The following is a 23540-nucleotide window of genomic DNA, read 5'->3' as shown; positions in this document are numbered from 1 at the left end:
TTATCGATATGATTTTTGATAGCGTGCTCGTGCGCCCGGTCCGCCCCATTTCTTTGCTTCAGACTGCCGGACGTCGTTAACCAACAGGGAACGATCGAACTCCATGTATGCATCACGGAGTTCAGCATCGCCAGTATGCTGGACGATGCCACGGGCAATAGCTGTTCGGACGGCGTCTGCCTGACCCATCACACCGCCACCTTCAACATCGACTTCAATATCGATGTCATCACGAAGGTCCTCAACAATTCGGAACGGCTCAAGCATCTTCAGTTGGGCCGACTCAGGCTCGACAAGTTCAACTGGTTGCGAATTGATTCGCACACGACCAGAACCGTCTCGTACCGTCGCTCGCGCAATCGCTGTTTTCTTTTTTCCGCTGGTGTTCGTTACCATGTTACGTTAGCACCGAGTTGTTCGCTGATATCGCCCAATTGGACGAATTTGATGTTTGACAAGCGATCCAATGATGTACCATCAAGAACGACTGGGTCAGCATCATCAAACGGATCTCCAACGTAGACACGGACACGTTCAAACGCGTCTCGTCCACGCTGCTTTTTATGCGGAAGCATTCCACGAATAGATCGTTTGAAGATTCGATCCGGTCGCTTTGGATAGTACGGTCCTCGATCAGAACCAAGGTCACGTCGCTTTCGGAACTTCTCCATGACCTGCTCTTCGCGACCAGTGATTACAGCGCGCTCTGCATTAACAACGGCAACTCGCTCGCCGTCAAGAGCTCGCTGTGCGACCTGGCTAGCAACACGCCCGAGAATACAATCTCGAGCATCAATGACTACATCAGCGTCAAATTTTGCTTGGTTCATTGAATCACCCTAACGCTGGTTCCTTCTGGGTTCTGTTTGATTGCCTGTTCTAATGTTAGCGTCTCGCCGACCTGGTTGATCTTCGTTTCAGCAGTCGAGGAAAAATCAACTGCTGCGACTGTGACTGACTTCTGGAGTGAGCCGCTTCCTAGGACCTTTCCTGGGACAACAACGGTCTCATCCTCCCGAGCGTAGCGTTCGATCCGACCGAGGTTGACCTCAGCATGGGATCGACGAGGCTTCTCAAGCTGGGAGGCGATAGTACTCCAGACATCAGCGTCGCTTTCACGAGCAACCGACTTCAGTTCGGCAATGAGACTGGTAAGTCGTGGATTTGTTTTACTCATAAATTCCCTCCAAGAGATGAAAAAGCGGGATGCAGGGAGCAGGATTTGAACCTGCGGACCCCTACGGGACAGCGCCCTGAACGCTGCGCCGTTGGCCAGACTTGGCTATCCCTGCGTGCACCCGCATGTAACGTGTACTCCTTCAAACCCCTTTCGATACTAACGGGTAGCCGTCGAGTTCGCGGGCAAGATCGGCCGTCAGTTGAAAGGGGTTTCAGAGACATATTATAGTTGTACTGCCTGTTCTAGTTCTGCTGCGCGTTCGTCAAGCGTCTTTGCTGCTTCCTTGACAAGCGTCTCTACCGAGAATGATCCATCCGTTTCAACGTGGAAGACAAATGCATTCTCTACGTCGTGTACTTCGACATTGTAACCGGGATACCGGTTTGAAAGATCATTGTCGAATTCTTCGGTAAGGACCAACTCACCCATCTTAGTGTCAGCATCAGCATACTCTGGTTCACGCTCTTCGATGACACCGCGGAGGATGTTCGTTTCATCCTCTTCGAATTCACCGCGCTCACCAGTGACCTCAACATACTGGAGATGGCGGTAACCAACTGAGACTCCGCCTTGGTGCTTGGCGTGTTCAGTGCCACTGTCAAGCACCGCGTCAGCTTCCAGCTCAAGTCGCTGGCCGTCTTTCAGGTCAATAATTGGGATGTTATCATCAGCTGGCTCGACCATCGAATCCGATGAAATAAGGTCACCTGAGTATGCCGTGTTAGGTCCTTCAACATCGAGTGAAAGTGTAACGGTGTCACCCTCTTCAAACTCGTCGACCGGCGTTGTTAGTGGAACAAGGCCAAGTCGAAGTGCGAGTTGCTCATCAAACATGACCGAGGAATTCTCGACCATGCGGACAGTGTCAATCGACAGTGTCGGAACGTCAGTAATCATCGCACGCCGAAGACCATTTGCAAATGCCGGTGTCACGTTTCGAATAACGAAACGAGCGGACCGATCACCGTATTCAATGAACTCGACTTCGTAATCTTCCATATTAGTATCCACTCTTGCCTTTTGGCGGACGTGAACCGTCGTGTGGAATTGGCGTCACGTCTTCAATGCGGCCGATTTCGAGTCCAGCGCGAGCCAGTGCTCGAATCGTCGCCTGTGCGCCTGGACCGGGGCTTTTCTGGAGATTGCCACCTGGTCCACGAACGCGGACGTGAACGCCTTCAATTCCTTCTTCCATAACTTCTTCAGCAACCTTCTCTGCCATCTGCATTGCTGCGTATGGCGACGCTTCATCTCGGTTCTGTTTGACTACAGCACCACCCGAAGACTTCGCAATCGTCTCAGCGCCCGACAAGTCAGTAATCGTAAGGATGGTGTTGTTAAACGATGCGTGCACGTGGGCAATGCCCCAGCGATCTTCTGCCATAGTTATTGTCCCTCCGCTCGTTCTGGATGTAGGTCATCAGCCAGTGGGCTCGTCTCTTCAAACTCAATGAAGTCTTCCTCATCAACTTCAACAGTGTATGAAGGGCGACGAACTCGCTGGTCGTTAATCGTGATATGACCGTGAGAAACAAACTGACGTGCTTGATCTGGTGTGTTAGCCAGGCCTTGGCGGTAGACGATAGTCTGAAGTCGACGTTCGAGGACGTCGTTTACTTCAAGTGCCAAGACAGCCTCAAGCGAATCTTCTGGGTCAAGGTACCCATAGCGTTTGAGTCGCGTGAGGAACTCGTCACCTTCAGACTCAACGTCATCCTCAGTGCTTACTTGACCAAGGATTTCCCGAGCCTCACGACGCATTCGACGGAGTTCCGACTGTGCACGCCAAAGTTCTTCTTTGTTTTTCAGACCGTACCGATTGATAAGATCGTGTTCAGAAGCGATCCGTTCACCCTGGAATGGGTGGTTTGGTGTTTCGTATCGCTTTGTCGATGATCCAAGCGGCATAGTTATTCACCACTCTCCTCTTTGATCTCTTCAACATTCACACCGATCGTACCTTCTGTTCGGCCAGTGGACTTCGTACGCTGTCCGCGTACCTTCTGTCCACGCTTGTGCCGAACACCTTTGTACGAATCGATCATCTTCATCCGGTTGATATCCTGCTGTCGTGTCATCTCAAGCTCATTACCGGTCTCGTGTGTTGTCTCACCGGTATAGAAGTCGTTTCGGCGGTTTGCCAGCCACTCCGGCACTTGATCTGCATAGTTCTCGACTGCATCGATGATGGCATCGATGGTATCATCGTCGAGTGCACCGAGTGTTTTTCGTCGATCAACACCGGCTTTATCGGCAATAAGACGGGCCGTCCGCCGACCAATACCTTTCATCTCGATCAATGACCGTTCGATTGACTTCGTTCCGTCAAGATCGGTTGTACCGATCCGAACGAAGTATCGAAGATCATCATCGGATTGATCTTGTTCTTCTTGACTCATGTGTCGTTATTGTTGTTTGATTGATACGTGAAACGGATGGAACCACCCAATCATCGTTGGGGGATTCACAAAGCGTCGTGGCGGGGATTTGAACCCCGGAGGCTTGCGCCACAGAGTTAGCAACCCTGCGCCTTGACCAGGCTAGGCTACCACGACGCACATAACATTTCGCCCTTGTGGACTCGGGAGTCACCTCCCTACACGTATCGTACACGTAAATTCTTCATGACCTTACTTAAGCACACCGAATGCAATGCTAGGTATGATAGAACACATCACAAAAGATGAATAGCAAGCAAGCATACGAATTGAGTTCAATGTGTCAGTGGGAGATGATGGTTCGGATTAAGTGGATCTATTGAATCGCCATAATATGCCGGATTTCATGGTTTGATGTAGCGCTTGATGTTATAGACAAGACACATCAGGACAACTTCACGGAATTCACGGTACCATGCACGCGCTCGTACGTCGGAACCGTACGAGCGCTTGACTAAGGAGTTAGCTGTCTCTGTCATTGATTTGATTGTAGAGATCGTCGTCAATCCGAACGTTGTGTGCGTGGTCATAAGGTAGGTGATTCTGGGTGTTGTGGGTGTTAGCTATTTAACTCTGTGGGTACAATGTATGTACAAGAGGGTTGTATCCAATGGGAACCACACGAGTCAACTTCAGACTGCCAGAAGATCTCATCCAGAAAACCGACGTAGCAGCTGAAATCACGCACAAAAACCGGACAGAAATACTCATAGAAGCACTCCAAGAATACCTGGATGACGTCGAAGACGACGAGAAATTCAAAGAAGCAGTCGTCGAACTCTACCTCAACGACCAAATCGAATTCTACGTCCTCAAAAAATTCATCGGACGACAAGACGCAGAAGCAGTCAAAGCCTCCAAAACCCTTCTCGACCAAGGCGATGAACTCGTAGACGAGCTTGCAGATCTCTAAAAATCCGGTGTACAAGATTTGGGAATGATTGTAGTTGATACCAGCGCCCTCATCACAATATCCTCAATCAACCTCCTCGACCACGTTCTAACCGAATACGATATCTACACAACAGAAACAGTAATCGAGGAACTCAAGGAGACAGCGGAATACAACGATGTTCACGGACAAGCCGCACAAACCGTATTAGACCAATTAGACCGAATCGAGGTCGACAAAACCACTGAACCACGTTTCCAGTCATCAAGAATAGACGACGGCGAAGGATCAACAGTCACACTTGCGAGCGAAAAACAGGCCGATTTTCTGATTACAGACGATCTAAGGGCGCTTCCCGAACTACAAACGGTTACTGACTCCAAAGTTGTGATTTCCCCGATCTTGCTCAAAGCACTGGTCAAGCGAGAAATCCTCGAAGAAGAAGAAGCCGTGGCAAAATTGGAAGAGGCCGCAAAAAACCGAGACTGCCTTGAATCACCGATCTACAGAAAAGCCAAGAACCTCTTCGAATAGACTACTCTCTGCTTCTTTGCCGGGACTATATCAAGTCGTATTGCCCAATTTGTAGGTGGATGATCTCGGTTGACCTCCTCCCACGACTGAAGTCGTGGGATTCCTCCGTGGGTAATCCACCCAGATTGATTACCCCGGCTGTGAACGTGCGGGTTCGCTGATGCACCTTTGGCCCCCAAACGGGGGTGTGGCGTGTTGGGTATCCACTCGGTGTTGCCCTCCCAAGAAGGGAGTGACACTCACGGGCGTCCAGCACCGTGAGCAGCGGGCCGGGCCATCGGCCCCACTCCCCGTTACAGCCACACGTGGGGAGCGCTTGGGTGACATGCCAACCGCTGCTGGTTGGGCTGCGAAGGTGTGTGAGTGTAAGAGTTGAGACGCACTCGTGGCCAGCTTGAGCGTGAGCACGTTCCCCGCAGCAGCATGTCGCATGCCTACCAACTCATAGTATTTCGCATAGAATAAACGTTGGGATTACAACCGGTCTATGTCACGTTGTTTGTGACATATCATGTCGGCTTCATCCACACCCCTGAAGGGGTGGGCTTTCGCCTCGCTACCGCTGTAAGATTGAAACATTCAGTAGTTGATATGTTTCAGCGGCCGTGCTGAATACAGGGTGCGTATGCAGCATGATTAGAGCGCCGACCTGACCGATTTGTATTGATGCCGATGAGTTCACGGTAGCCTTAGAGAAGTGTGCAGCATACCGATTTGCGATAAATTCGAATGTACCATCTCTCCCGTTATAAAAAGACTTTACTGAGATCGGGCGCACTCATTATTGACAGACAAACGACGGGGAAGCGATCATCTAGAATCCGTCTCGGCGCTGTTATAACTGAAACCGTTTGCTCATCACGATTAACCTATCTCAGGTTTGAATCCGATTAATCGCCTCTCTTGCTGCTTTCTTCTCCTGATCGGAGACTCCTGTTTCCTTCTCTAAGATCTCTTCAAGTGATGGAACTGCCTCTGAATCACCAATGTAGCCCAACAGCTTGATTGATGGAAGCGTCGCGGCTCCGGTTCCCGCTGAATTATCTGCCACTAATTCACGGAGATAAGCCTGATCAATGTTAATTTCGTCAGCAGTAATTACGTTCTCCTCGACAAGATAGACAAAAGCCTGGAGGGAAGCATCACGAGCATTATCAAATTCATCCCTACAAGATAGTTGTATCTCAGAACTCACGTCTTCCAGAGCTTCCGGATTGGCTGCAGCTATCTCTCTAAACATTGTAGCGATATGCCAACGAAGAGAGTGGTGATGGTGGTCAAGTAGTTCAGCAAAACTACTAATCTGGTCATGGAACGTTTCTGGATACTGGTCAGCATATGACGCTAACACCCTTGTCCCTGCCTCTCTTACCCTTTTATGCTCATCAGACGTCAGGACAAGATTTTTTATTTCTTGAATGTGCGGACGGACATCGTCAGGATGTTGTTCAGTATATTCAGCGATAGCCTCCAAGGAGTAGCGGCGTACCTTAGAGTTTTCTTCCTGATTCTGGGAGATGTGGAATAGGGTGGTCAATTCCGTACTAACTTTCCCGGGATGTTCTTCTGCGATCTTCTTCAAAACGAATGCACTTTCTTCCCTATTCGTGGCAGATGGGTCCTCTAACCGTTCAATCAGCGACTCTACTAATTCGATCCGCTCTGTCACCAAATAGGGCAGAGCGTTGGCGGCAGAGGATTTATACGGCTCGTTGTGGGTATGATATTCGAATAGGAAATCATACGAGATACTGGCAGATTCGGGATTGTTTTGGACAACGTTCCAGATGGATTTAATCAGATCATCAATCTTGTCCCAGTCATCCTCAGGGTCTAAGTCTCTCGCTATTTTCTCAAGCGCTTACACGTATCCCTCCACACTCTTCGTAGTGACTTGGGAGATGTCGTGGAGAAGATCAATGGCTGCCTTTGCGGTCTCATCATTATCGCTTCCAGCAAGTTCCACAAGTTTGTCAATGTGTTCCTCGGAGAGTTCTTCCCCCGCCATGATATCCACACTGTCTCACTTTTCTTCAATATCTCTGACATTCTTCAGCTTATCAACCATGGCGGCTGTTTCTCTTCTGGTTTAATAAAAATTTTGCGGGCAGGTATCTAAACTCACTGTTAGTTCCCTCCTGCGTATTATATTGGTGGTTTCAGAGCGTCACTTGAATATCGTGTTTGAGAGCGTCTTAGCTCGGTTTTATATATAAATTCGGTTGAAGTCAGAACGCTCCGAGAAACTGTACCTGATTAGCGGCGAAAGAAACGAAACCCCGTGCTGACTTCATCCTCTATATTCAGCACGGCATTCGTGTCAAGGAAACTATTAGACGGGACCAGTTTTCATTGCTTTCAAGATGTGGTACTTATACACCGTCAGAGTTCGAGTCCAAGGGAAGCTATTTTTGACGGTAAACAACGTCTCTGGGAGCATCTGGTTGTGGCCACGGTGGACATAGGCCCCGATCAGATTCGCATCGGACGAGCAGACACGGATTTATGAACGTTGCAGAGTAACGATACTGTATGGCAGCCAAAATTTCTAATCGAGTACGCAAAATCGCTGAGGCTCGCGGTCTTCAAGAGTCCGAAGTGTTCGAACGGGCACTCGAACGCGGTCTCGAAGACCTGTGGGAGGACCTCGTACTCGCACAGTATCTCGACGGCGAACTCGACCGCGAGGAGGCTATCGAGCGCGTCGGTCGGACGAAGGTCGAGCGAGCGGACCGAGAGCGCGAGGTCGTCGAGAAAGATGTCGATTGGGGTTTGAACACGTGACGCTCGCGGCTGTCTCGGACGCTGGACCACTCATTCACCTCGCAGAAATCGACTCGCTCGAACTGTTATCGACGTTCGACACATTACTCGTTCCAGAGGCAGTTTATAACGAAGTCGAGGCCGGTGGTGTTCCGGACAGATTGGTCGACCTCTCGTACGAACTTGTCGAGGCCGACGAAAGCCGAGTCGGAACTGAAGAACTGGACGCCGGAGAACGCGCCGCGATTGCAGTCGCTGAAGAGCGGGGAGTTGTTCTCCTAACCGACGACCTTGCCGCCCGGGAGGCAACATCCGGCGCAGGCGTCGAAGTACGCGGTTCTATCGGCGTCATTGCTCTCGGTTACAGCCGCGGATTACTCGATAGAGGCGAAGCAGCGTCACTCATGTGGGAGCTCCAGCGTGAGACGAGTCTCTTCGTGACCGAGGCGGTCGTGGAGCGCGGCATCCGGATGTTAGACGAGCAATAACGAGACGAGAAAGGCGTATAGATGCGCCAAGCACATTCACCATGGATAGATTATGGGTCGTGAGTGCTAAAGCCGGATTTCTACCCACAGACGTGCGATGAGGGGTGAAATATTATTAGAATTGTATATTTTACCCCCAGAGAGTGGACATTCGTCATGTGTGGTCGGGTGTCCACTCTGAGGCGTCACACAGGCCATATGAAGACTCACGTAATTGACCTCCTCCCACCCATGAACGGGGTGGGGTTTCGTATCGATACCGCTGTATATGATATCTATTAGGCTTGTTCTAGCATTTGAGGACTGATATGGAGACAAATTGATTAGTTTTCCAAGTATGGCTGATAACTCCAGAAAACTGTTATTGTGATACAGGCAGAATGCTGTAATATGGGTATTCGTAGCCTGAACGGACTCCAATTTCTTCTGATCGGCGGGCTACTTGTTGTTGTGCTGATCATCTCACGCGGCGTTCTGGGAGGCATATACCAGTTCGCGTCCGAGATAAACTGGGCGGTTGGGGTCGCGTTCCTCATACTTGTCAGCATACTCGTCACCTGGGTCGGGCTGCGATTTGCTAGTTCATATGGTGAGGATCAAAATTCCGTTGTAAAGTGAATTATAAGGATACTGCCGAATAGACAGATCATAATTCGTTGAGAAAGAAGGGAACCACATTACTGGTTACAGTTGGGAAGGAGGGATTTCTTCTTTGTTGTACTCAGGATTTTGTACCCACTCTCCATCCTCCGTTTCGATGAGGTATTCGCCGTAGTATGGAACACGATTCTGGACAGTTTTCTTGAACGTCTCTTTGATCTCGTCTCGGGTCATGTCGTCAAGCGAGCGGATGTCATCACTTCGGTTTAGACAGCCCTTCATAGAGCCGTCAGGTGTAATCCGAACACGATGGCAGTTCGCACAGAACTCAGGGCTTTCAACCGGGTCAACAATTTCAACAAGGCTATCGCCGATAATATACTGTTGACGATGGTGCATTTCCCGGGTTGCTGTTGTATCCGCTATTGAGGCAAGCTGTTGATGAACATCATCAATATCGACCGCCCAGTCAGGGTTGCCTGCAATTTCAGGCATATACTCAATGAGCTGTAAACGAATTCCATCGTACTGTTCTACGTAGTCGATCAGGTCTGGAATCTGCTCGACGGTTTTATCGAAAACGACCATGTCCAGTTTGATTGGCGTGAGATCTGCAGCAAGTGCTGCTTCAACACCATCAAGGACACGGGAAAACGCACCAGATTTGGTAACTTCCGCGAAGGTCTCTGGATCAATAGCGTCCTGAGAAATATTGACCCGTTCGAGGCCTGCATCAGCCAGATCCTGTGCACGGTCTGAGAGAAGCGATCCATTTGTCGTGACAGACGGTTCCATTGAATCAGGAGTTGCAGCAACAATTTGCTCAAGATCCTGTCGAAGCAGTGGTTCACCTCCCGTGAACTTCACCGCTTCAATGTCAAACTCAGATAAGACATCAAGAATCCGGATGACTTCATCAGTGGACATCTCGTCGTCTGTTGGATCCATCGGTCCACGTGTGTCTCCAAGCCCTTCATTGTGGCAATAAACACAATCGAAATTGCATCGATCAGTGAGGGAAATCCGAATATCGGTCACTTCACGCCCAAAATCGTCCGTCAGCATCCTGACTGTGATATGGAAAGGAGCCACATAAAAATATGGGCATTTGATGACGTATGTAATGAGATTCAGTTACAGGAGCTGTAATACTGTAGTGAGTTCTGATATCTACGGACGGCACCGATAACAGTATCAGAAAATCCGACCGCTATAGCCGAAGCCTTATCAGACCCAACGTTAACTGAGAACTATGGACATCGCGGATGTACGTGATCGGCTACGAGAGGTGACTGATCCGGATCTCAGAACAGATCTAGTTTCGGCTGGCCTGGTAAATGAAATCAGTATTGACGAAGATACAATCTTTATTTCACTTGCACTTGGGGCACCATATTCGCCGACCGAGTCTGAGATCGGTGATAAGATTCGAGACGTGTTTTCGGATGTTGACCGAGAGCTAAAGTTGGCTGCAAGTGTTGGAGATAAAGATGAATCAGATGTGCTCCCACAGGTAAAGAATATTATTGCCGTTGCATCCGGTAAAGGTGGCGTTGGAAAAAGTACCGTTGCAACGAATCTTGCTGCTGGACTGGCACAGTTGGGTGCCACAGTCGGATTGTTTGATGCTGATGTGTATGGACCAAACGTGCCGCGGATGCTCGGAGCAGAACAGCGACCAGAGGTGACCGCAGATGAGACACTCATCCCACCGAAAGCATACGGTATCGAACTGATGAGTATTGATTTCCTTACCGGTCCGGATGACCCTGTGATCTGGCGAGGACCAATGGTGCATAACCTCATCACACAGTTGCTGGAAGACGTCGAGTGGGGCAATTTAGATTACATGGTAATTGATCTCCCGCCCGGAACAGGCGATACACAACTAACAATCCTCCAGACAATGCCAGTAACAGGGGCGGTAATCGTGACGACCCCGCAAGAGGTCGCACTTGATGATGCAAAGAAAGGACTTGAAATGTTCAGCAACCACGGTACGCCAGTGCTGGGCATTGTAGAGAACATGAGTGGCTTCGTGTGCCCTGACTGTGGAAGTGAACACGATATCTTCGAGACAGGAGGCGGTGAAACGCTCGCAAAGAAGTACGATCTACCGATGCTCGGACAGATTCCATTAGATCCAGCAATCAGAGAAGGCGGAGACACAGGTGGCCCCGTTATTCTTGATGATGAACAGGAGAATGTACAACGAGCATTCCGACAGGTAACAGAACAAGTTGCAGATTCGGTTGGTGTGTTGCGACGAAAGCAACAGAGCTCACTCGAAGAGTAGTCTTTGTTGAATAATCTTGATTAGCAGTGCCACGACGTTGTGATCTATATTGTACAACTTGGTGTAATCCACAAACGAAACGACTTTTTACCATCCAACGTGAACTGTAGAACGCGGTGGGGTGGCAGAGCGGACTATTGCGCCTGCCTTGAGAGCAGGTGGCCGAGAGGCCTCCTGGGTTCAAATCCCAGCCCCACCGCGTTTCCTTATTATTTCATTCGTCGACGAGTCCAATCTATCAGTAAAGAACATTGTAATTCGACAGTTCTTTTGTACTCTACGCGAACGTGCAGATATGAGCTGGCCGCATGATCCAGATGGCGAGCAGGGTAGCGAAGGACAACGAAAATATGGAATGGCCATTATTGCAAAGAAGGTAGATGAGCAGGATGATTTTCCGTTGAACAAGGACGAATTCCTTGACGCACACGGCGAAGATCCAATTCGACTGAACCACCAAGAGGTCGTGAGCGTAGGCGATATTTTTGAGTATGTCGAAGAAGAGCAATTCGAAGAGATCACAGATCTTCATGAAGCAGTTGGCGATGCAATGCGACGAAGCGACTTCTGGGAGTACACACCAGAAAACTCACCGAATCGTGCCGAAGAAGCGTAGTGGCCAAATAAACTGTTGTATGAGTACTATGCCATAGAAACATTCACAGCCGGTTTATCACAGTCAAACCGATTCATATAGCCATATTCATATATTATCTGAGAAACAAACACCGCCGGTTTTGGTTCATTTAGAATGAGCATGAAGGCTCCTATAGTGATCAATCATGTTTATGACTGATCGATCCGATTTCTTGCAACATTCGCACGTCGTGTTTGGCATGGCAGTCGACAACAATAGTACACATTCCAATCCGGATACAAAGTCAAATAGAGTGTCACGTTTCGTATAACTTCTTCAGCTATTACGATACTTATTTGGCAACAATACGTGTATTATCGGCTAATGATTGAAGCCCTTCTAGCAATTGGGATTATCGCGTCTATCTTTGTCGGGTTTAACATTGGTGGTTCGTCAACCGGAATCGCATGGGGGCCACCCGTCGGAGCGGGCGTCATCAAAAAGACAACTGCGGCGGGACTCATGACGTTTTTCGTCTTCCTCGGTGGATGGACTGTCGGCCGAAACGTCATGGACACACTGAGCGGAGGGATCATCACGATCGAGCTCACACTCTCGGCTGGCGTCGCCATTCTCTTTTTCATCGGACTAGGTATCCTCGCCGCCAATATATTCGGGGTTCCCGTGCCAACGTCGATGACAACTGTTGGCGCGATCGCCGGACTCGGATTAGCGACTGACACGCTCAACTACCCGGTGGTCGCAGAAATCATTTCGTGGTGGATAGTTACGCCGATTATCGGGTTTTGGATCGGCGGCATTATCGGACGCTACATCTACCCCGAGGTCAACCGTCGAGTGCAGATCAAAAAGTCAGACGGTCCGCTGTTGACGCTTGATCAGGGCGAAGGTTTTCCAAAGCCTACGTTGGGGCCGAACACGACACGGTCAGAACTTGTTAGCACGGCCGTCGTGCTCATTATCGGGTGTTATATGGCGTTCAGTGCCGGGGCGAGTAACGTTCCGAACGCTGCAGCCCCACTGGTCGGGGGCGCCGGCGGACTCGCCGACAATACCGCAATCATCATCGCCACGCTTGCGATTGGGCTCGGCGGATTCACCATCGCCCGTCGGACGATGGAATCAGTCGGCGGCGAATTGAGTGATATTCCACTGCTTGCAGCCCTCTTCGTGATGGTTACCGCGTCGACGATTACAACATTCCTCTCGTGGCTTGGCATTCCGATCAGTCTCGTGATGGCGACCGTCATGACGATCGTCGGAATTGGGTGGGGCCGCGCAACCCGTCCGGTCACTGTACGTGAGGCCGTTACGCGGGATGTAGAAGACAAGGAGATCATGCCCGGTGCGATCACTGCTGAGGAGATGGAAGGGAAGCTATCTGCACCAATTGGTGAGGCAGAACCTGAAGAAGTGCTTAATGCGGGGGATCTTTTCAATCCCCGAGCGATTATCAAATATATCTCGATGTGGATTATCGGTCCATCTATCTCGACGGTTTTGGCCTACGGATTCTTTCTGCTCGTCCCGGGGGTCGCCTAAGGAAGGGACTTAGGTAGGTAGATGACCTCGTTTGGAATATGGCCTCACAAATTCTCGTTCCGATGGATGATTCCGAACACGCTGGGCAGGCGCTCGAATACGCGCTTGACAACTTTCCAGACGCCGACGTTTCCGTCTTACACGTCGTTGGCGTTCCATCGCCGATGATGGGTGAAGCGATGGGGCTTGCCCTCGCCGACAATCTTGAGGAAGCCGCTGCCGAGCGAGCCGATCCTGTCTTCGAACGAGCCCGCGAGATAGCAACGGATCGCGATCGAGAGATCAACACAATGGTCGGCATCGGCCACCCCGCCCGAAATATCATTGACCGTGCTGAGAACTACGACACGATTGTGCTCGGTGCGCATGGCGCAGATCGGAGTCGCGCGATGCACCGATTTCTTGTCGGGAATGTGGCCGGGACTGTCTCGAAACGTGCCCCGATTCCGGTGGTAATCGTTCGCTGATCGCAACTCGTCAGCGACTATGATTTAGCGTAGCATCTGCTGCTGGGACATATTTTGATAGTGTGATTGCAACTGGCGAGCGGTAGGAGGCCATAGCTTTTAGGGGCATCAAGTGGTAGTCAATAACATGCAAGAAGAAGCGACTCTCCGAGACGTGATGTCACGGGAATTTCTCGGCGTAACGGAAGGTGATACTGTGTTAGAGGTAGCCGAGTTGATGATTGCAGAAGATCGATGTAGTGCGCTTGTATTGCGAGGAGACTCACCGGTCGGAGCAGTCGCGAGTACAGATATCCTTGCTGCAATGAAAGCAGGTGATGAAGAGATGAGTGTCGGAGAGATTATGCAATCTGCCCCTGATCCGGTTGCTGCAGACGAGCAGTTATCGACAGTCCTTGGAGAGCTATCTGCACAAGATATTGAGCTAATCCCGGTCACAAATCCCGGACAAGATGTGGTTGGTGTAATTACTGAGTCAGATGCACTGACCGCTGCTGCATCACAGATTTCGGTATCAAATGCAACAAATGCAGATGCACCAACTGCAAATCAGACGACCGGCACACAGGAAATGCAACAGCCATCGGCACAGCCGGAAGAACAGCCAATGTCGAACCAGGGCGTCTGTGAAGCCTGCGGCACAATGACCGGAGAGCTTGTTGAAGTCGATGGCCAGATGCTATGTCCAAACTGCCGGACTGTTTGATCCCACGATGTGAGTACAAAGACAAATCGGACGTGAGCAGGTATGAGGAGCGTATGCTAGCTGGGGTAATCTGATGGTAGAGTAAAGTTCGTTATTGATCAACAATGACGAGTCGAAGTCGAAAGCAATAGAAAGGACCACCCACAAATGTACTATGCGCGCCAGGGGAGCTTGGGTGGTCCAAGCACCCGACTTGTAATCGGGAGTACGTGGGTTCAAATCCCACCCCTGGCTTCCCGGCTTAAGATTTTCATTCAGCGTTTGTATACCTTTGATTTGGTCTTCATACTTCCTGATCAGAAAGTGATGTCCAATGACCTTGAAGTCTCAACGCTGCAGGGCACAGCTCACCGAGCAATACACTCGCGTTTTTGCTAGTGAAGAGGTCAACTGGCTGCTTATTCGTGGGCCATGCGGGATGGTACAAGAGGCAGGTACAATACATAAATCGTCAAAAACGATACAGATCTCTGAAAAAGCTCATACTTGACAGACAAATCAATCGTAGTGCAGAACATCAATCAATCGCACCTGAAGACCCCCCGTGAAAAATAAGACTCGTGTACAAACAATGTGTGCTGCCAGTTATGCGAAATCATCCATGGTGTTCGGTGATCTCGGGTCCGCGGACTACATCCGGCTTTCTGCCATCAATCCACGATCGATCTCCGTCTTTCGGAATCACAAGTTCGCTGTTTTGTAGCGCCCAGTGTTAGGACTGGCCGCCCGATAGGTGACAAACTGCTCGTATTCCTCACAGATTTCAACTGGATCTAACCCGTTTGGCGGGAAATATGCACAGGCAAAGGTATCGTGAACTGCTCCGGGGTCAAGCCCCGAGGCACTCTGCCTGCTTTCTCTGTAGAGGGCATCTTTGACTCACGATCGTCGTTACAGGCCGAGAGATATATGTAGACTCCACTTGTAGTACTACTGTGAGTTGTTGTTTGTGGACACAACTGGCGACCGCTGGGTTGTTGTTGCGGCATTGTGTCCACAAGATGACTTTGGATAGTGTAACTAGATTACACGATTAATATACAATGATACGAAATACAAACGATTCTGAAGATTCAACATCTGAGCGCTCACGGGCTGTGTCGCCTGTTATTGGCGTTATTTTGATGGTTGCAATTACTATTATTCTTGCTGCCGTGATTGGAGCGTTCGTGCTTGGATTTGGTACAGATACTGAAAGCCCACCAAACACCGCGTGGGATTCAAATCAAGAGCCAGCTGCTGTAGATGCTGCTGATAATACTCCGCTAGAAGAGGTTACCTTCACTCTAGAAACAACTGATCGAACAATCGACGGGAATAATTTAGATCTCGCGTTCCCAGATTCAGATGTTGATCGGGTCGAAGGGCTAGATGATGAATACAGTGCTGGTGATGCGATTGAGGTTAGTCAAGAACTAGAAGAAGAAGAAGATATTGAAGATATTGAGGCCGGTGAACGTGTCCGTGTTGTCTGGGTGGGAGATGATTCCTCATCCGTTCTGGCAACACACACGGTTAACTAACGACGAGATAACCGAATAATACACTAATTCTTTTTTGCTTTCAGCGTAGTTAGCTCCTGAGAGCCGTTCATTCGTGATTTTCTTACAGATATCAATAATGGAAAGAAACATACGTAGTCGATTGTCGTCATCGACAAAAGAGTACATGGTAGACCACACAGCTAAAAGAGATGCATCATGGGACAGGGTATGGATGTAGCAGAACTAGAACCTCAACCCCACAAGGATTCGTCTGAAACAAGAACAACACACCCCGAGAGATGAATACGCTACGAAGCCGACTTCAACCCCACAAGGGTCCTTCTGAAACTATGATATGTCTATCAATGAGATCGGTCTCGTTGCACTTCAACCCCACAAGGGTCCATCTGAAACTCGCATCGATCTCCGAAGGCATCTGGTGTTTTCTCACTTCAACCCCACAAGGGTCCATCTGAAACACGCTGGAGGAGTGTTTATTCTCGGAGCCACACAGACAGACTTCAACCCCACAAGGGTCCATCTGAAACCATGCCCAAATCACGGGCTATAGCCATTCTATCTCCCGGTTGGAATAAAGTCTTTTTGTCGACCCCCAATAGATCTCCAAACCCTCAGGAGTCGATGAATCAACTTACATCCCCGCTAATTGGCAGGTGGGTCGACAATTGTAGCAGACATTCACTTGGTTGCAGTCTCTGTTCGACTGCAATCCCCTCAATCGACTGCCATGAGTGGGTGGATTCGTTTCATTCTCCTATCAGTTGCCGAGTGAGCGCTTCAATTACAGCAAGCCAGTCCAGTACGATTTAGTCAACGATTTGTTTTTGATCCGCCACGATAGAGCAGATTAACGATGATTTGAGATGTAAATCTGCGCTATGGCAACAAGCCAAGAAACAGTACTACCATGTAGGAGATAGTCTCCTTAGCTATGGGAAAGAGCCGTACAATAAATGCCTGTGCACAAAAATCAATACACAGGGTCTATCCGATGAGAAGCTGGAAAATAGATTTTAAACAACCGCAGAATTCACGACGATTGTACCCTGCTGCAATTGCTACCGCCCCGTTTCTATTAACAAATGCAAACTGACAAGGATGGCGAAGAGCGCGAAGCGGCGAATGTCATCGTCGCTGAAACTGATGTTCAGGAAGGAAGCACGGTCGATGTCAAACTTGACCCGATCATCGATGCCGAGATTGATGAAGAACAGAGCACAACGAATACCACCGCTAATGACAACGTTGAGGTCACGACCGACCTTGAGAACGTCGGCTTCGCTGACGCTGAGTAGACCTTCGATGTAACGTTCCTTGGTGGTGAGCGCGCCATTCAGGACTTTAAACTTGCAGAGAGTGACAGTGACACCAGCACGTTGAGCTTCGAGGTTGACGGTGAGAACGGTAAAAGACAGGTCGAGGTCAGTACGGCATACGCCACGAATACGATCGAATTCACAGTCGGCGAAAACGACGAACAGCTCATTCTTTCTTGATTTTGTTATTGTTGATCAGTGTTCCGTGTCCCCGTCAGCACCTGTAGCCTAGACTCTCCAAGCCTATCTTATTAATATTTATTTCTAAAATAATAAAATTAGTAAATGATAATGTAAATTACTAATAAATTCAGAGAATTCGCGGATAGAACGGACACCGCAGACGACAACTGACGTTTGGTTGTCTCCATATCCGAATCTGCCTCTGTATTGTTATTAATTTTGTAACTTAATTAGCAACAGACTCCAATTGAGACAGTTCCATCATCGCTTTGGCAACCGGATTTCCAGTGTACTTTCCTTGGTTAGTGTTGCCGATTCGCTGTCAGGATCGATTGTGATGTCTTTGGATAGTCGGATTGTCAACTCGGCCGTCTGTGGACGCATCCGAAGCACTTCGGGTAACGATGCTGTCCGATTGCCGGTCTGTGTCTACCACTGGCTCATTCGATTACTGATCTGTCTTGTCTTCAGAAACAAGGATTATTGCTGACTCAGTCTTCTCAGGTTATTCAGCAAACCTGATATCGACAACTAATTTCTTATTTTCTTTGAGAGCGCTGATTTCCTTTGCTACCTATACGGAGACAACTGGTGCAACAGACAGCAAGATCATGCCTGAAAATCAAAGCAGACAAAGACAGTTGGTTTGTTGAGTTTGCTCGTTATATTCGATATTTTGATAAACAATCTAACCTTTGTAACTTATTGCTACTGTCTACCGAGACTGGTTACGTCAGGTCATACTCAATCACAAATACCGGGATGTGGACCCCGACAATTCGGTCAGGTAGGTAGTTTCAATTCCTTACTGGATTTTCTACTTGTTGCAACTTTCTAATCTGGCGCTTCACTGTGTCGGAAACGGTCAGTTTCAATTCCTTACTGGATTTTCTACTTGTTGCAACTACGGATATGGGAACCTCACGATAACGGCTATGGAGTTTCAATTCCTTACTGGATTTTCTACTTGTTGCAACAGTAGCCACGAGTCAACAAAGTCAAACAGATCTGCGTTGTTTCAATTCCTTACTGGATTTTCTACTTGTTGCAACTGCGGATCATCTGGTTCAAGAATCTCGACTCCGTTCGTTTCAATTCCTTACTGGATTTTCTACTTGTTGCAACATAACCAACGCCGACAGGAGCGAGGGGTTTCGACAGTCTGTTTCAATTCCTTACTGGATTTTCTACTTGTTGCAACGGTCGTCTGTGAGCCTCAGAAAAGACTCTGGTGGCCGTTTCAATTCCTTACTGGATTTTCTACTTGTTGCAACATCCTCGCGGAATGCGATATGTCATTGCGGACAGCCAGTTTCAATTCCTTACTGGATTTTCTACTTGTTGCAACTCACATCCGAAACTCGAAGTGCAGTTTGTGCCGGATCAGTTTCAATTCCTTACTGGATTTTCTACTTGTTGCAACCTCGTCGGACAACCGCCAAAGTGGTGGAGTGACACGGTTTCAATTCCTTACTGGATTTTCTACTTGTTGCAACGGACCGCCAAACGATTACGTGATTGCGATCACTGCTGTTTCAATTCCTTACTGGATTTTCTACTTGTTGCAACGCATCATCTTCCTCGGCTTGGCGTGCGCCAGCATAAGTTTCAATTCCTTACTGGATTTTCTACTTGTTGCAACACGGCAGGGATATCAAGCCCGATCGTCGTTGTTTGTTTCAATTCCTTACTGGATTTTCTACTTGTTGCAACGACAGAACGCCAGCGTGATTGTCTCTCGATGCCCCGGGTTTCAATTCCTTACTGGATTTTCTACTTGTTGCAACGGTACTCTCCGACGATGTAGTCATTAACGTCGTCCAGTTTCAATTCCTTACTGGATTTTCTACTTGTTGCAACTGTGTACGTTGAGGGTGAAGATAACGAGGATGAAATGTTTCAATTCCTTACTGGATTTTCTACTTGTTGCAACTGTTTTGTGACAATGTGCATATGCCGACTTTCAGTTTCAATTCCTTACTGGATTTTCTACTTGTTGCAACTTGTGAACAGCTCAAAGGTCGGACGACAATCGCTGAAGTTTCAATTCCTTACTGGATTTTCTACTTGTTGCAACATTAGTTGGTTAGTCGCGCATCGCCATGATGAAAAAGTTTCAATTCCTTACTGGATTTTCTACTTGTTGCAACCACACTTTTTCAGGTAGGTTTATTGAAATTTGTTAATGTTTCAATTCCTTACTGGATTTTCTACTTGTTGCAACCCATCAACACCTTCCCTCTCCCCTGCATAGAAGTCAATGTTTCAATTCCTTACTGGATTTTCTACTTGTTGCAACAGTTTCTGCCAGATAAGCGGGGAGAAAGAAAGGGGGTTTCAATTCCTTACTGGATTTTCTACTTGTTGCAACTTGAGTAACTCTACCCTCAGGATGTATTGTGTTCCTTGTTTCAATTCCTTACTGGATTTTCTACTTGTTGCAACCGTTCGCTTATCATGGATCATTTGTTTGCGAAAATCGGTTTCAATTCCTTACTGGATTTTCTACTTGTTGCAACTACCCCCAATGGGCTTCCATTCCGGGGAAACCGACAAGTTTCAATTCCTTACTGGATTTTCTACTTGTTGCAACTCTTCTGTTCGCATTGCCTCAGCAACTGCCATAGGATTGTTTCAATTCCTTACTGGATTTTCTACTTGTTGCAACAGTTTCTGTCAGATAAGCGGTAAGAAAGGGAGGGGGTTTCAATTCCTTACTGGATTTTCTACTTGTTGCAACTCACCAGCGTCCAGCTCAACCTCTTCCGTGTCGACCGGTTTCAATTCCTTACTGGATTTTCTACTTGTTGCAACAGCATGCCAGAAACGGAGTCGGCGTAGTCCACTGGTTTCAATTCCTTACTGGATTTTCTACTTGTTGCAACCTGAATGCATCCCATAATCCAAGCATAATTAATCATGTTTCAATTCCTTACTGGATTTTCTACTTGTTGCAACAAGTACACAAACCCGCTCCAACCAACAATCGCGGCATAGTTTCAATTCCTTACTGGATTTTCTACTTGTTGCAACTCCACTCCTGAATCGCTATCAAATCCCCACCAACAATCGTTTCAATTCCTTACTGGATTTTCTACTTGTTGCAACGTTGTTGCTGTTCTGATTCAGGCGTTAGTCCGTCATCGTTTCAATTCCTTACTGGATTTTCTACTTGTTGCAACCGTCTGATAGCGTGGCGGTGAAGTATGGGCCTTTGTGTTTCAATTCCTTACTGGATTTTCTACTTGTTGCAACTCAAATATTGGTGTTACCTTCCCGCTTGACTTTACCAGTTGTTTCAATTCCTTACTGGATTTTCTACTTGTTGCAACAAGGTGTGGCCTCCGGGCTGATGAAGTGAATTACCCCAGTTTCAATTCCTTACTGGATTTTCTACTTGTTGCAACAGTTAATCAATCGCTCTGCTTCTTTCTCTGTCAATAGTTTCAATTCCTTACTGGATTTTCTACTTGTTGCAACCACCATTGTCCCTACGTCTGATTTGGTCATTCGATGTGTTTCAATTCCTTACTGGATTTTCTACTTGTTGCAACCCACTCGGTCACGGTCACATCCGAATCCACATGCTCGCGTTTCAATTCCTTACTGGATTTTCTACTTGTTGCAACGACATCGGGCGTGACGCCCGCGTGATACGCGAAGTCGTTTCAATTCCTTACTGGATTTTCTACTTGTTGCAACTTCACGCCGTCGCGCCCGGCGCGGGTGAACGTGAGCGTTTCAATTCCTTACTGGATTTTCTACTTGTTGCAACGGATCGTCAAACTTCCGTTCCGCGTTTACTGTATCGTGTTTCAATTCCTTACTGGATTTTCTACTTGTTGCAACGGTCCACCACTTCCAGATAGTGTTATCGAGCCACGTTTCAATTCCTTACTGGATTTTCTACTTGTTGCAACATCACAGACGACCGGGTTTCGTCCGAGTCGACAACGTTGTTTCAATTCCTTACTGGATTTTCTACTTGTTGCAACGGTCTCGTACCATGCATACACGGCTACACGGCCGATAGTTTCAATTCCTTACTGGATTTTCTACTTGTTGCAACGAGATATGGCTTGCGTCGGACCGTCCTACGGGGGTTGTTTCAATTCCTTACTGGATTTTCTACTTGTTGCAACAAAACCAGAGGCCCAGCGATACTTTACTCACGGTCATGTTTCAATTCCTTACTGGATTTTCTACTTGTTGCAACTCTTTCTCGGGGTCCTTCTCCTCAACGACCGAATTTGTTTCAATTCCTTACTGGATTTTCTACTTGTTGCAACATTTCCATCTGAGTCGTATTCCCGCACGTCAAACCGGTTTCAATTCCTTACTGGATTTTCTACTTGTTGCAACACTTCGGTATGGAGGTGGCGGCGAAGGGCGGGACCGTTTCAATTCCTTACTGGATTTTCTACTTGTTGCAACTCTCAACGTCAGCGCGGGATTGTTCGGGGGCATACCCCGTTTCAATTCCTTACTGGATTTTCTACTTGTTGCAACAGTCGGGATCGTTGTTGGGTCCTCCGTGTCGTCATCCGTTTCAATTCCTTACTGGATTTTCTACTTGTTGCAACTGAGTGTCCGGGAAGTATTGGGAAGTCGGTCAATATGTTTCAATTCCTTACTGGATTTTCTACTTGTTGCAACGAAAGTTGTAGCAAAAACATGTGAACTAACAGACCAGTTTCAATTCCTTACTGGATTTTCTACTTGTTGCAACGGGTCTGACGCCAGTGTATCTCGTAACTCAATTTTGTTTCAATTCCTTACTGGATTTTCTACTTGTTGCAACCACATCGTGTTTGATGTCGCGTTGAACTCAACAGGTTTCAATTCCTTACTGGATTTTCTACTTGTTGCAACGATTGCGCTGGCTGGCGTGTATAACTTTATCAGCCACGTTTCAATTCCTTACTGGATTTTCTACTTGTTGCAACATGTCCATGGCGAGCTCAATGAGGCCGCGTCCTCCACGTTTCAATTCCTTACTGGATTTTCTACTTGTTGCAACTCTCGGGCTACTTGCAACTGACAGCCCATCTTGTGGATGTTTCAATTCCTTACTGGATTTTCTACTTGTTGCAACGGAGTGTCTTTTTGCCGACGAACTCGATCTCATCAGAGTTTCAATTCCTTACTGGATTTTCTACTTGTTGCAACAAAATGGTCCCAACAGAGATACACGCCTTCAGTGCGGTTTCAATTCCTTACTGGATTTTCTACTTGTTGCAACCATCCAGCAGATGGAAACCCTCGTCGAGAACAGCCAGGTTTCAATTCCTTACTGGATTTTCTACTTGTTGCAACTGGGGCTGGAGGACTTCGCCGACGAACACCCCGACCAGTTTCAATTCCTTACTGGATTTTCTACTTGTTGCAACAGCGCGCATTCACTGGCGACAGGTCCCCGACTGAGAGTTTCAATTCCTTACTGGATTTTCTACTTGTTGCAACCGTTATCATCGTCCCAAGTCCACTGTTACAGTAGGTAGAAAATCCGAGAAGGAATTGAAACTGGCTGAGTGTTGAGGAACTCCAGACACTCGTCGAATGTTACAGTAGGTAGAAAATCCGAGAAGGAATTGAAACAAAGCATGAGTCTGAAAGTACCCCCCAAATATCAAGACGGTTACAGTAGGTAGAAAATCCGAGAAGGAATTGAAACCTGTTGCCGGGATTGTCATCGTCGCGTTGATTATTGTTACAGTAGGTAGAAAATCCGAGAAGGAATTGAAACAACGTGAGCCACCAGAACCCGTTAGGCGTGAGCCCGTTACAGTAGGTAGAAAATCCGAGAAGGAATTGAAACAATTAGAAAAACCACCAGAACCCCCACATTGGCACTGTTACAGTAGGTAGAAAATCCGAGAAGGAATTGAAACGATTGTTCAGTCCGGTTGCAATAGACGGACACTACACGTTACAGTAGGTAGAAAATCCGAGAAGGAATTGAAACATCTTGTATGAAGGACACGACCGCACAGATAGCAGATGTTACAGTAGGTAGAAAATCCGAGAAGGAA

At 48.0% G+C, this 23540-nt stretch carries 22 protein-coding genes, 4 tRNA genes, 1 pseudogene and 3 CRISPR repeat arrays (1 of these 30 cut by a window edge); of the genes and pseudogenes, 14 read left to right on the top strand and 13 right to left on the bottom strand.

Annotated elements, in window-relative coordinates:
• The 10 genes and pseudogenes from K0C01_RS08330 to K0C01_RS08285 form a co-directional block, all read right to left on the bottom strand.
• Positions 1–396, bottom strand: a complete 396-nt coding sequence (locus K0C01_RS08330) for a 30S ribosomal protein S9 (protein WP_221169247.1) — start codon at positions 394–396, stop codon at positions 1–3.
• Positions 390–830, bottom strand: coding sequence for a 50S ribosomal protein L13 (locus tag K0C01_RS08325; protein ID WP_221169246.1), 441 nt, complete (start codon positions 828–830; stop codon positions 390–392). The genes K0C01_RS08330 and K0C01_RS08325 overlap by 7 nt, the downstream gene beginning before the upstream one ends.
• Positions 827–1177 (bottom strand): 50S ribosomal protein L18e, encoded by a 351-nt coding sequence (locus K0C01_RS08320; protein ID WP_221169245.1) that lies wholly within the window; start codon positions 1175–1177, stop codon positions 827–829. The genes K0C01_RS08325 and K0C01_RS08320 overlap by 4 nt, the downstream gene beginning before the upstream one ends.
• A gap of 30 nt (positions 1178–1207) precedes the next feature.
• Positions 1208–1292: transfer RNA gene (locus K0C01_RS08315), tRNA-Leu, on the bottom strand.
• Between the two features lie 110 nt (positions 1293–1402).
• A complete protein-coding gene (locus K0C01_RS08310) occupies positions 1403–2179 on the bottom strand; it encodes a DNA-directed RNA polymerase subunit D (RefSeq protein WP_221169244.1) in 777 nt (258 codons plus the stop codon).
• 1 nt (position 2180) lies between these two features.
• Positions 2181–2564 (bottom strand): 30S ribosomal protein S11, encoded by a 384-nt coding sequence (locus K0C01_RS08305; RefSeq protein ID WP_259372359.1) that lies wholly within the window; start codon positions 2562–2564, stop codon positions 2181–2183.
• Between the two features lie 2 nt (positions 2565–2566).
• On the bottom strand, positions 2567–3088 hold the full coding sequence (locus K0C01_RS08300) for a 30S ribosomal protein S4 (protein WP_221169243.1): 522 nt from the start codon (positions 3086–3088) through the stop codon (positions 2567–2569).
• 2 nt (positions 3089–3090) lie between these two features.
• On the bottom strand, positions 3091–3579 hold the full coding sequence (locus K0C01_RS08295; protein ID WP_221169242.1) for a 30S ribosomal protein S13: 489 nt from the start codon (positions 3577–3579) through the stop codon (positions 3091–3093).
• A 73-nt stretch (positions 3580–3652) separates the two neighbouring features.
• Positions 3653–3735: transfer RNA gene (locus K0C01_RS08290), tRNA-Ser, on the bottom strand.
• Positions 3736–3962: 227 nt separating this feature from the next.
• Positions 3963–4152: pseudogene (locus K0C01_RS08285) on the bottom strand (IS5/IS1182 family transposase); the annotation flags it as partial.
• A 76-nt stretch (positions 4153–4228) separates the two neighbouring features.
• On the opposite strand from K0C01_RS08285, the gene K0C01_RS08280 reads away from it, so the two are divergent.
• Both K0C01_RS08280 and K0C01_RS08275 read left to right on the top strand, forming a co-directional pair.
• The gene (locus tag K0C01_RS08280; protein WP_221169241.1) at positions 4229–4531 is read left to right on the top strand and encodes a ribbon-helix-helix domain-containing protein; all 303 of its coding nucleotides are present in this window, start codon (positions 4229–4231) and stop codon (positions 4529–4531) included.
• Between the two features lie 24 nt (positions 4532–4555).
• On the top strand, positions 4556–5044 hold the full coding sequence (locus tag K0C01_RS08275; RefSeq protein WP_221169240.1) for a PIN domain-containing protein: 489 nt from the start codon (positions 4556–4558) through the stop codon (positions 5042–5044).
• 874 nt (positions 5045–5918) lie between these two features.
• On the opposite strand, the gene K0C01_RS08270 is transcribed toward K0C01_RS08275, so the two are convergent.
• Both K0C01_RS08270 and K0C01_RS08265 read right to left on the bottom strand, forming a co-directional pair.
• The gene (locus tag K0C01_RS08270) at positions 5919–6713 is read right to left on the bottom strand and encodes a sister chromatid cohesion protein PDS5 (RefSeq protein WP_221169239.1); all 795 of its coding nucleotides are present in this window, start codon (positions 6711–6713) and stop codon (positions 5919–5921) included.
• Positions 6714–6905: 192 nt separating this feature from the next.
• Complete coding sequence (locus tag K0C01_RS08265; protein ID WP_221169238.1) at positions 6906–7052, bottom strand: hypothetical protein; 147 nt, start codon at positions 7050–7052, stop codon at positions 6906–6908.
• A 524-nt stretch (positions 7053–7576) separates the two neighbouring features.
• Here K0C01_RS08265 and K0C01_RS08260 point away from each other — a divergent pair.
• The 3 genes from K0C01_RS08260 (at position 7577) to K0C01_RS08250 (ending at position 8913) form a co-directional block, all read left to right on the top strand.
• A complete protein-coding gene (locus K0C01_RS08260; protein WP_221169237.1) occupies positions 7577–7828 on the top strand; it encodes a hypothetical protein in 252 nt (83 codons plus the stop codon).
• The gene (locus K0C01_RS08255; protein ID WP_221171234.1) at positions 7825–8295 is read left to right on the top strand and encodes a PIN domain-containing protein; all 471 of its coding nucleotides are present in this window, start codon (positions 7825–7827) and stop codon (positions 8293–8295) included. Before K0C01_RS08260 ends, K0C01_RS08255 begins: the two co-directional genes overlap by 4 nt.
• Positions 8296–8685: 390 nt before the next feature.
• Positions 8686–8913, top strand: a complete 228-nt coding sequence (locus tag K0C01_RS08250) for a hypothetical protein (RefSeq protein ID WP_221169236.1) — start codon at positions 8686–8688, stop codon at positions 8911–8913.
• A gap of 66 nt (positions 8914–8979) precedes the next feature.
• Here the strand turns inward: K0C01_RS08250 and moaA are convergent, their stop codons facing one another.
• A complete protein-coding gene (gene moaA / locus K0C01_RS08245; protein WP_221169235.1) occupies positions 8980–9960 on the bottom strand; it encodes a GTP 3',8-cyclase MoaA in 981 nt (326 codons plus the stop codon).
• A gap of 187 nt (positions 9961–10147) precedes the next feature.
• On the opposite strand from moaA, the gene K0C01_RS08240 reads away from it, so the two are divergent.
• From K0C01_RS08240 to K0C01_RS08200, 9 genes are all read left to right on the top strand, one after another.
• On the top strand, positions 10148–11191 hold the full coding sequence (locus tag K0C01_RS08240) for an Mrp/NBP35 family ATP-binding protein (RefSeq protein ID WP_221169234.1): 1044 nt from the start codon (positions 10148–10150) through the stop codon (positions 11189–11191).
• Between the two features lie 115 nt (positions 11192–11306).
• A tRNA-Ser gene (locus K0C01_RS08235) sits at positions 11307–11390 on the top strand.
• A 96-nt stretch (positions 11391–11486) separates the two neighbouring features.
• Entirely contained in the window at positions 11487–11807 is a 321-nt protein-coding gene (locus K0C01_RS08230; protein WP_221169233.1) for a DUF5785 family protein, read from the top strand.
• 345 nt (positions 11808–12152) lie between these two features.
• Positions 12153–13331, top strand: coding sequence for an inorganic phosphate transporter (locus K0C01_RS08225; RefSeq protein WP_221169232.1), 1179 nt, complete (start codon positions 12153–12155; stop codon positions 13329–13331).
• Positions 13332–13369: 38 nt separating this feature from the next.
• The gene (locus tag K0C01_RS08220; protein ID WP_221169231.1) at positions 13370–13798 is read left to right on the top strand and encodes a universal stress protein; all 429 of its coding nucleotides are present in this window, start codon (positions 13370–13372) and stop codon (positions 13796–13798) included.
• A gap of 127 nt (positions 13799–13925) precedes the next feature.
• Complete coding sequence (locus tag K0C01_RS08215) at positions 13926–14504, top strand: CBS domain-containing protein (protein ID WP_221169230.1); 579 nt, start codon at positions 13926–13928, stop codon at positions 14502–14504.
• Between the two features lie 160 nt (positions 14505–14664).
• Positions 14665–14738, top strand: a tRNA-Thr gene (locus K0C01_RS08210).
• Between the two features lie 809 nt (positions 14739–15547).
• The gene (locus K0C01_RS08205) at positions 15548–16027 is read left to right on the top strand and encodes a type IV pilin domain-containing protein (protein WP_221169229.1); all 480 of its coding nucleotides are present in this window, start codon (positions 15548–15550) and stop codon (positions 16025–16027) included.
• Positions 16028–16236: 209 nt separating this feature from the next.
• A CRISPR array of direct repeats spans positions 16237–16536; the repeat unit is 30 nt; unit sequence ACTTCAACCCCACAAGGGTCCATCTGAAAC.
• A gap of 555 nt (positions 16537–17091) precedes the next feature.
• Positions 17092–17304, top strand: a complete 213-nt coding sequence (locus K0C01_RS08200) for a hypothetical protein (protein WP_221169228.1) — start codon at positions 17092–17094, stop codon at positions 17302–17304.
• 998 nt (positions 17305–18302) lie between these two features.
• A CRISPR array of direct repeats spans positions 18303–22971; the repeat unit is 37 nt; unit sequence GTTTCAATTCCTTACTGGATTTTCTACTTGTTGCAAC.
• A 24-nt stretch (positions 22972–22995) separates the two neighbouring features.
• A CRISPR array of direct repeats spans positions 22996–23540; the repeat unit is 37 nt; unit sequence GTTACAGTAGGTAGAAAATCCGAGAAGGAATTGAAAC (it continues 3307 nt past the right edge of the window).

It is taken from the genome of Salinarchaeum sp. IM2453 (genome assembly GCF_019693215.1).
Classification (GTDB): domain Archaea; phylum Halobacteriota; class Halobacteria; order Halobacteriales; family Salinarchaeaceae; genus IM2453.
This window is presented reverse-complemented; position numbering and strand designations above follow the sequence as displayed.

Coding starts and splice junctions, on each gene's coding strand:
- K0C01_RS08330 (WP_221169247.1), bottom strand. CDS start 396: ATGGTAACGAACACCAGCGGAAAAAAGAAAACAGCGATTGCGCGAGCG.
- K0C01_RS08325 (WP_221169246.1), bottom strand. CDS start 830: ATGAACCAAGCAAAATTTGACGCTGATGTAGTCATTGATGCTCGAGAT.
- K0C01_RS08320 (WP_221169245.1), bottom strand. CDS start 1,177: ATGAGTAAAACAAATCCACGACTTACCAGTCTCATTGCCGAACTGAAG.
- K0C01_RS08310 (WP_221169244.1), bottom strand. CDS start 2,179: ATGGAAGATTACGAAGTCGAGTTCATTGAATACGGTGATCGGTCCGCT.
- K0C01_RS08305 (WP_259372359.1), bottom strand. CDS start 2,564: ATGGCAGAAGATCGCTGGGGCATTGCCCACGTGCACGCATCGTTTAAC.
- K0C01_RS08300 (WP_221169243.1), bottom strand. CDS start 3,088: ATGCCGCTTGGATCATCGACAAAGCGATACGAAACACCAAACCACCCA.
- K0C01_RS08295 (WP_221169242.1), bottom strand. CDS start 3,579: ATGAGTCAAGAAGAACAAGATCAATCCGATGATGATCTTCGATACTTC.
- K0C01_RS08280 (WP_221169241.1), top strand. CDS start 4,229: ATGGGAACCACACGAGTCAACTTCAGACTGCCAGAAGATCTCATCCAG.
- K0C01_RS08275 (WP_221169240.1), top strand. CDS start 4,556: ATGATTGTAGTTGATACCAGCGCCCTCATCACAATATCCTCAATCAAC.
- K0C01_RS08265 (WP_221169238.1), bottom strand. CDS start 7,052: ATGGCGGGGGAAGAACTCTCCGAGGAACACATTGACAAACTTGTGGAA.
- K0C01_RS08260 (WP_221169237.1), top strand. CDS start 7,577: ATGGCAGCCAAAATTTCTAATCGAGTACGCAAAATCGCTGAGGCTCGC.
- K0C01_RS08250 (WP_221169236.1), top strand. CDS start 8,686: ATGGGTATTCGTAGCCTGAACGGACTCCAATTTCTTCTGATCGGCGGG.
- moaA (WP_221169235.1), bottom strand. CDS start 9,960: ATGCTGACGGACGATTTTGGGCGTGAAGTGACCGATATTCGGATTTCC.
- K0C01_RS08240 (WP_221169234.1), top strand. CDS start 10,148: ATGGACATCGCGGATGTACGTGATCGGCTACGAGAGGTGACTGATCCG.
- K0C01_RS08230 (WP_221169233.1), top strand. CDS start 11,487: ATGAGCTGGCCGCATGATCCAGATGGCGAGCAGGGTAGCGAAGGACAA.
- K0C01_RS08225 (WP_221169232.1), top strand. CDS start 12,153: ATGATTGAAGCCCTTCTAGCAATTGGGATTATCGCGTCTATCTTTGTC.
- K0C01_RS08220 (WP_221169231.1), top strand. CDS start 13,370: ATGGCCTCACAAATTCTCGTTCCGATGGATGATTCCGAACACGCTGGG.
- K0C01_RS08215 (WP_221169230.1), top strand. CDS start 13,926: ATGCAAGAAGAAGCGACTCTCCGAGACGTGATGTCACGGGAATTTCTC.
- K0C01_RS08205 (WP_221169229.1), top strand. CDS start 15,548: ATGATACGAAATACAAACGATTCTGAAGATTCAACATCTGAGCGCTCA.
- K0C01_RS08200 (WP_221169228.1), top strand. CDS start 17,092: ATGCAAACTGACAAGGATGGCGAAGAGCGCGAAGCGGCGAATGTCATC.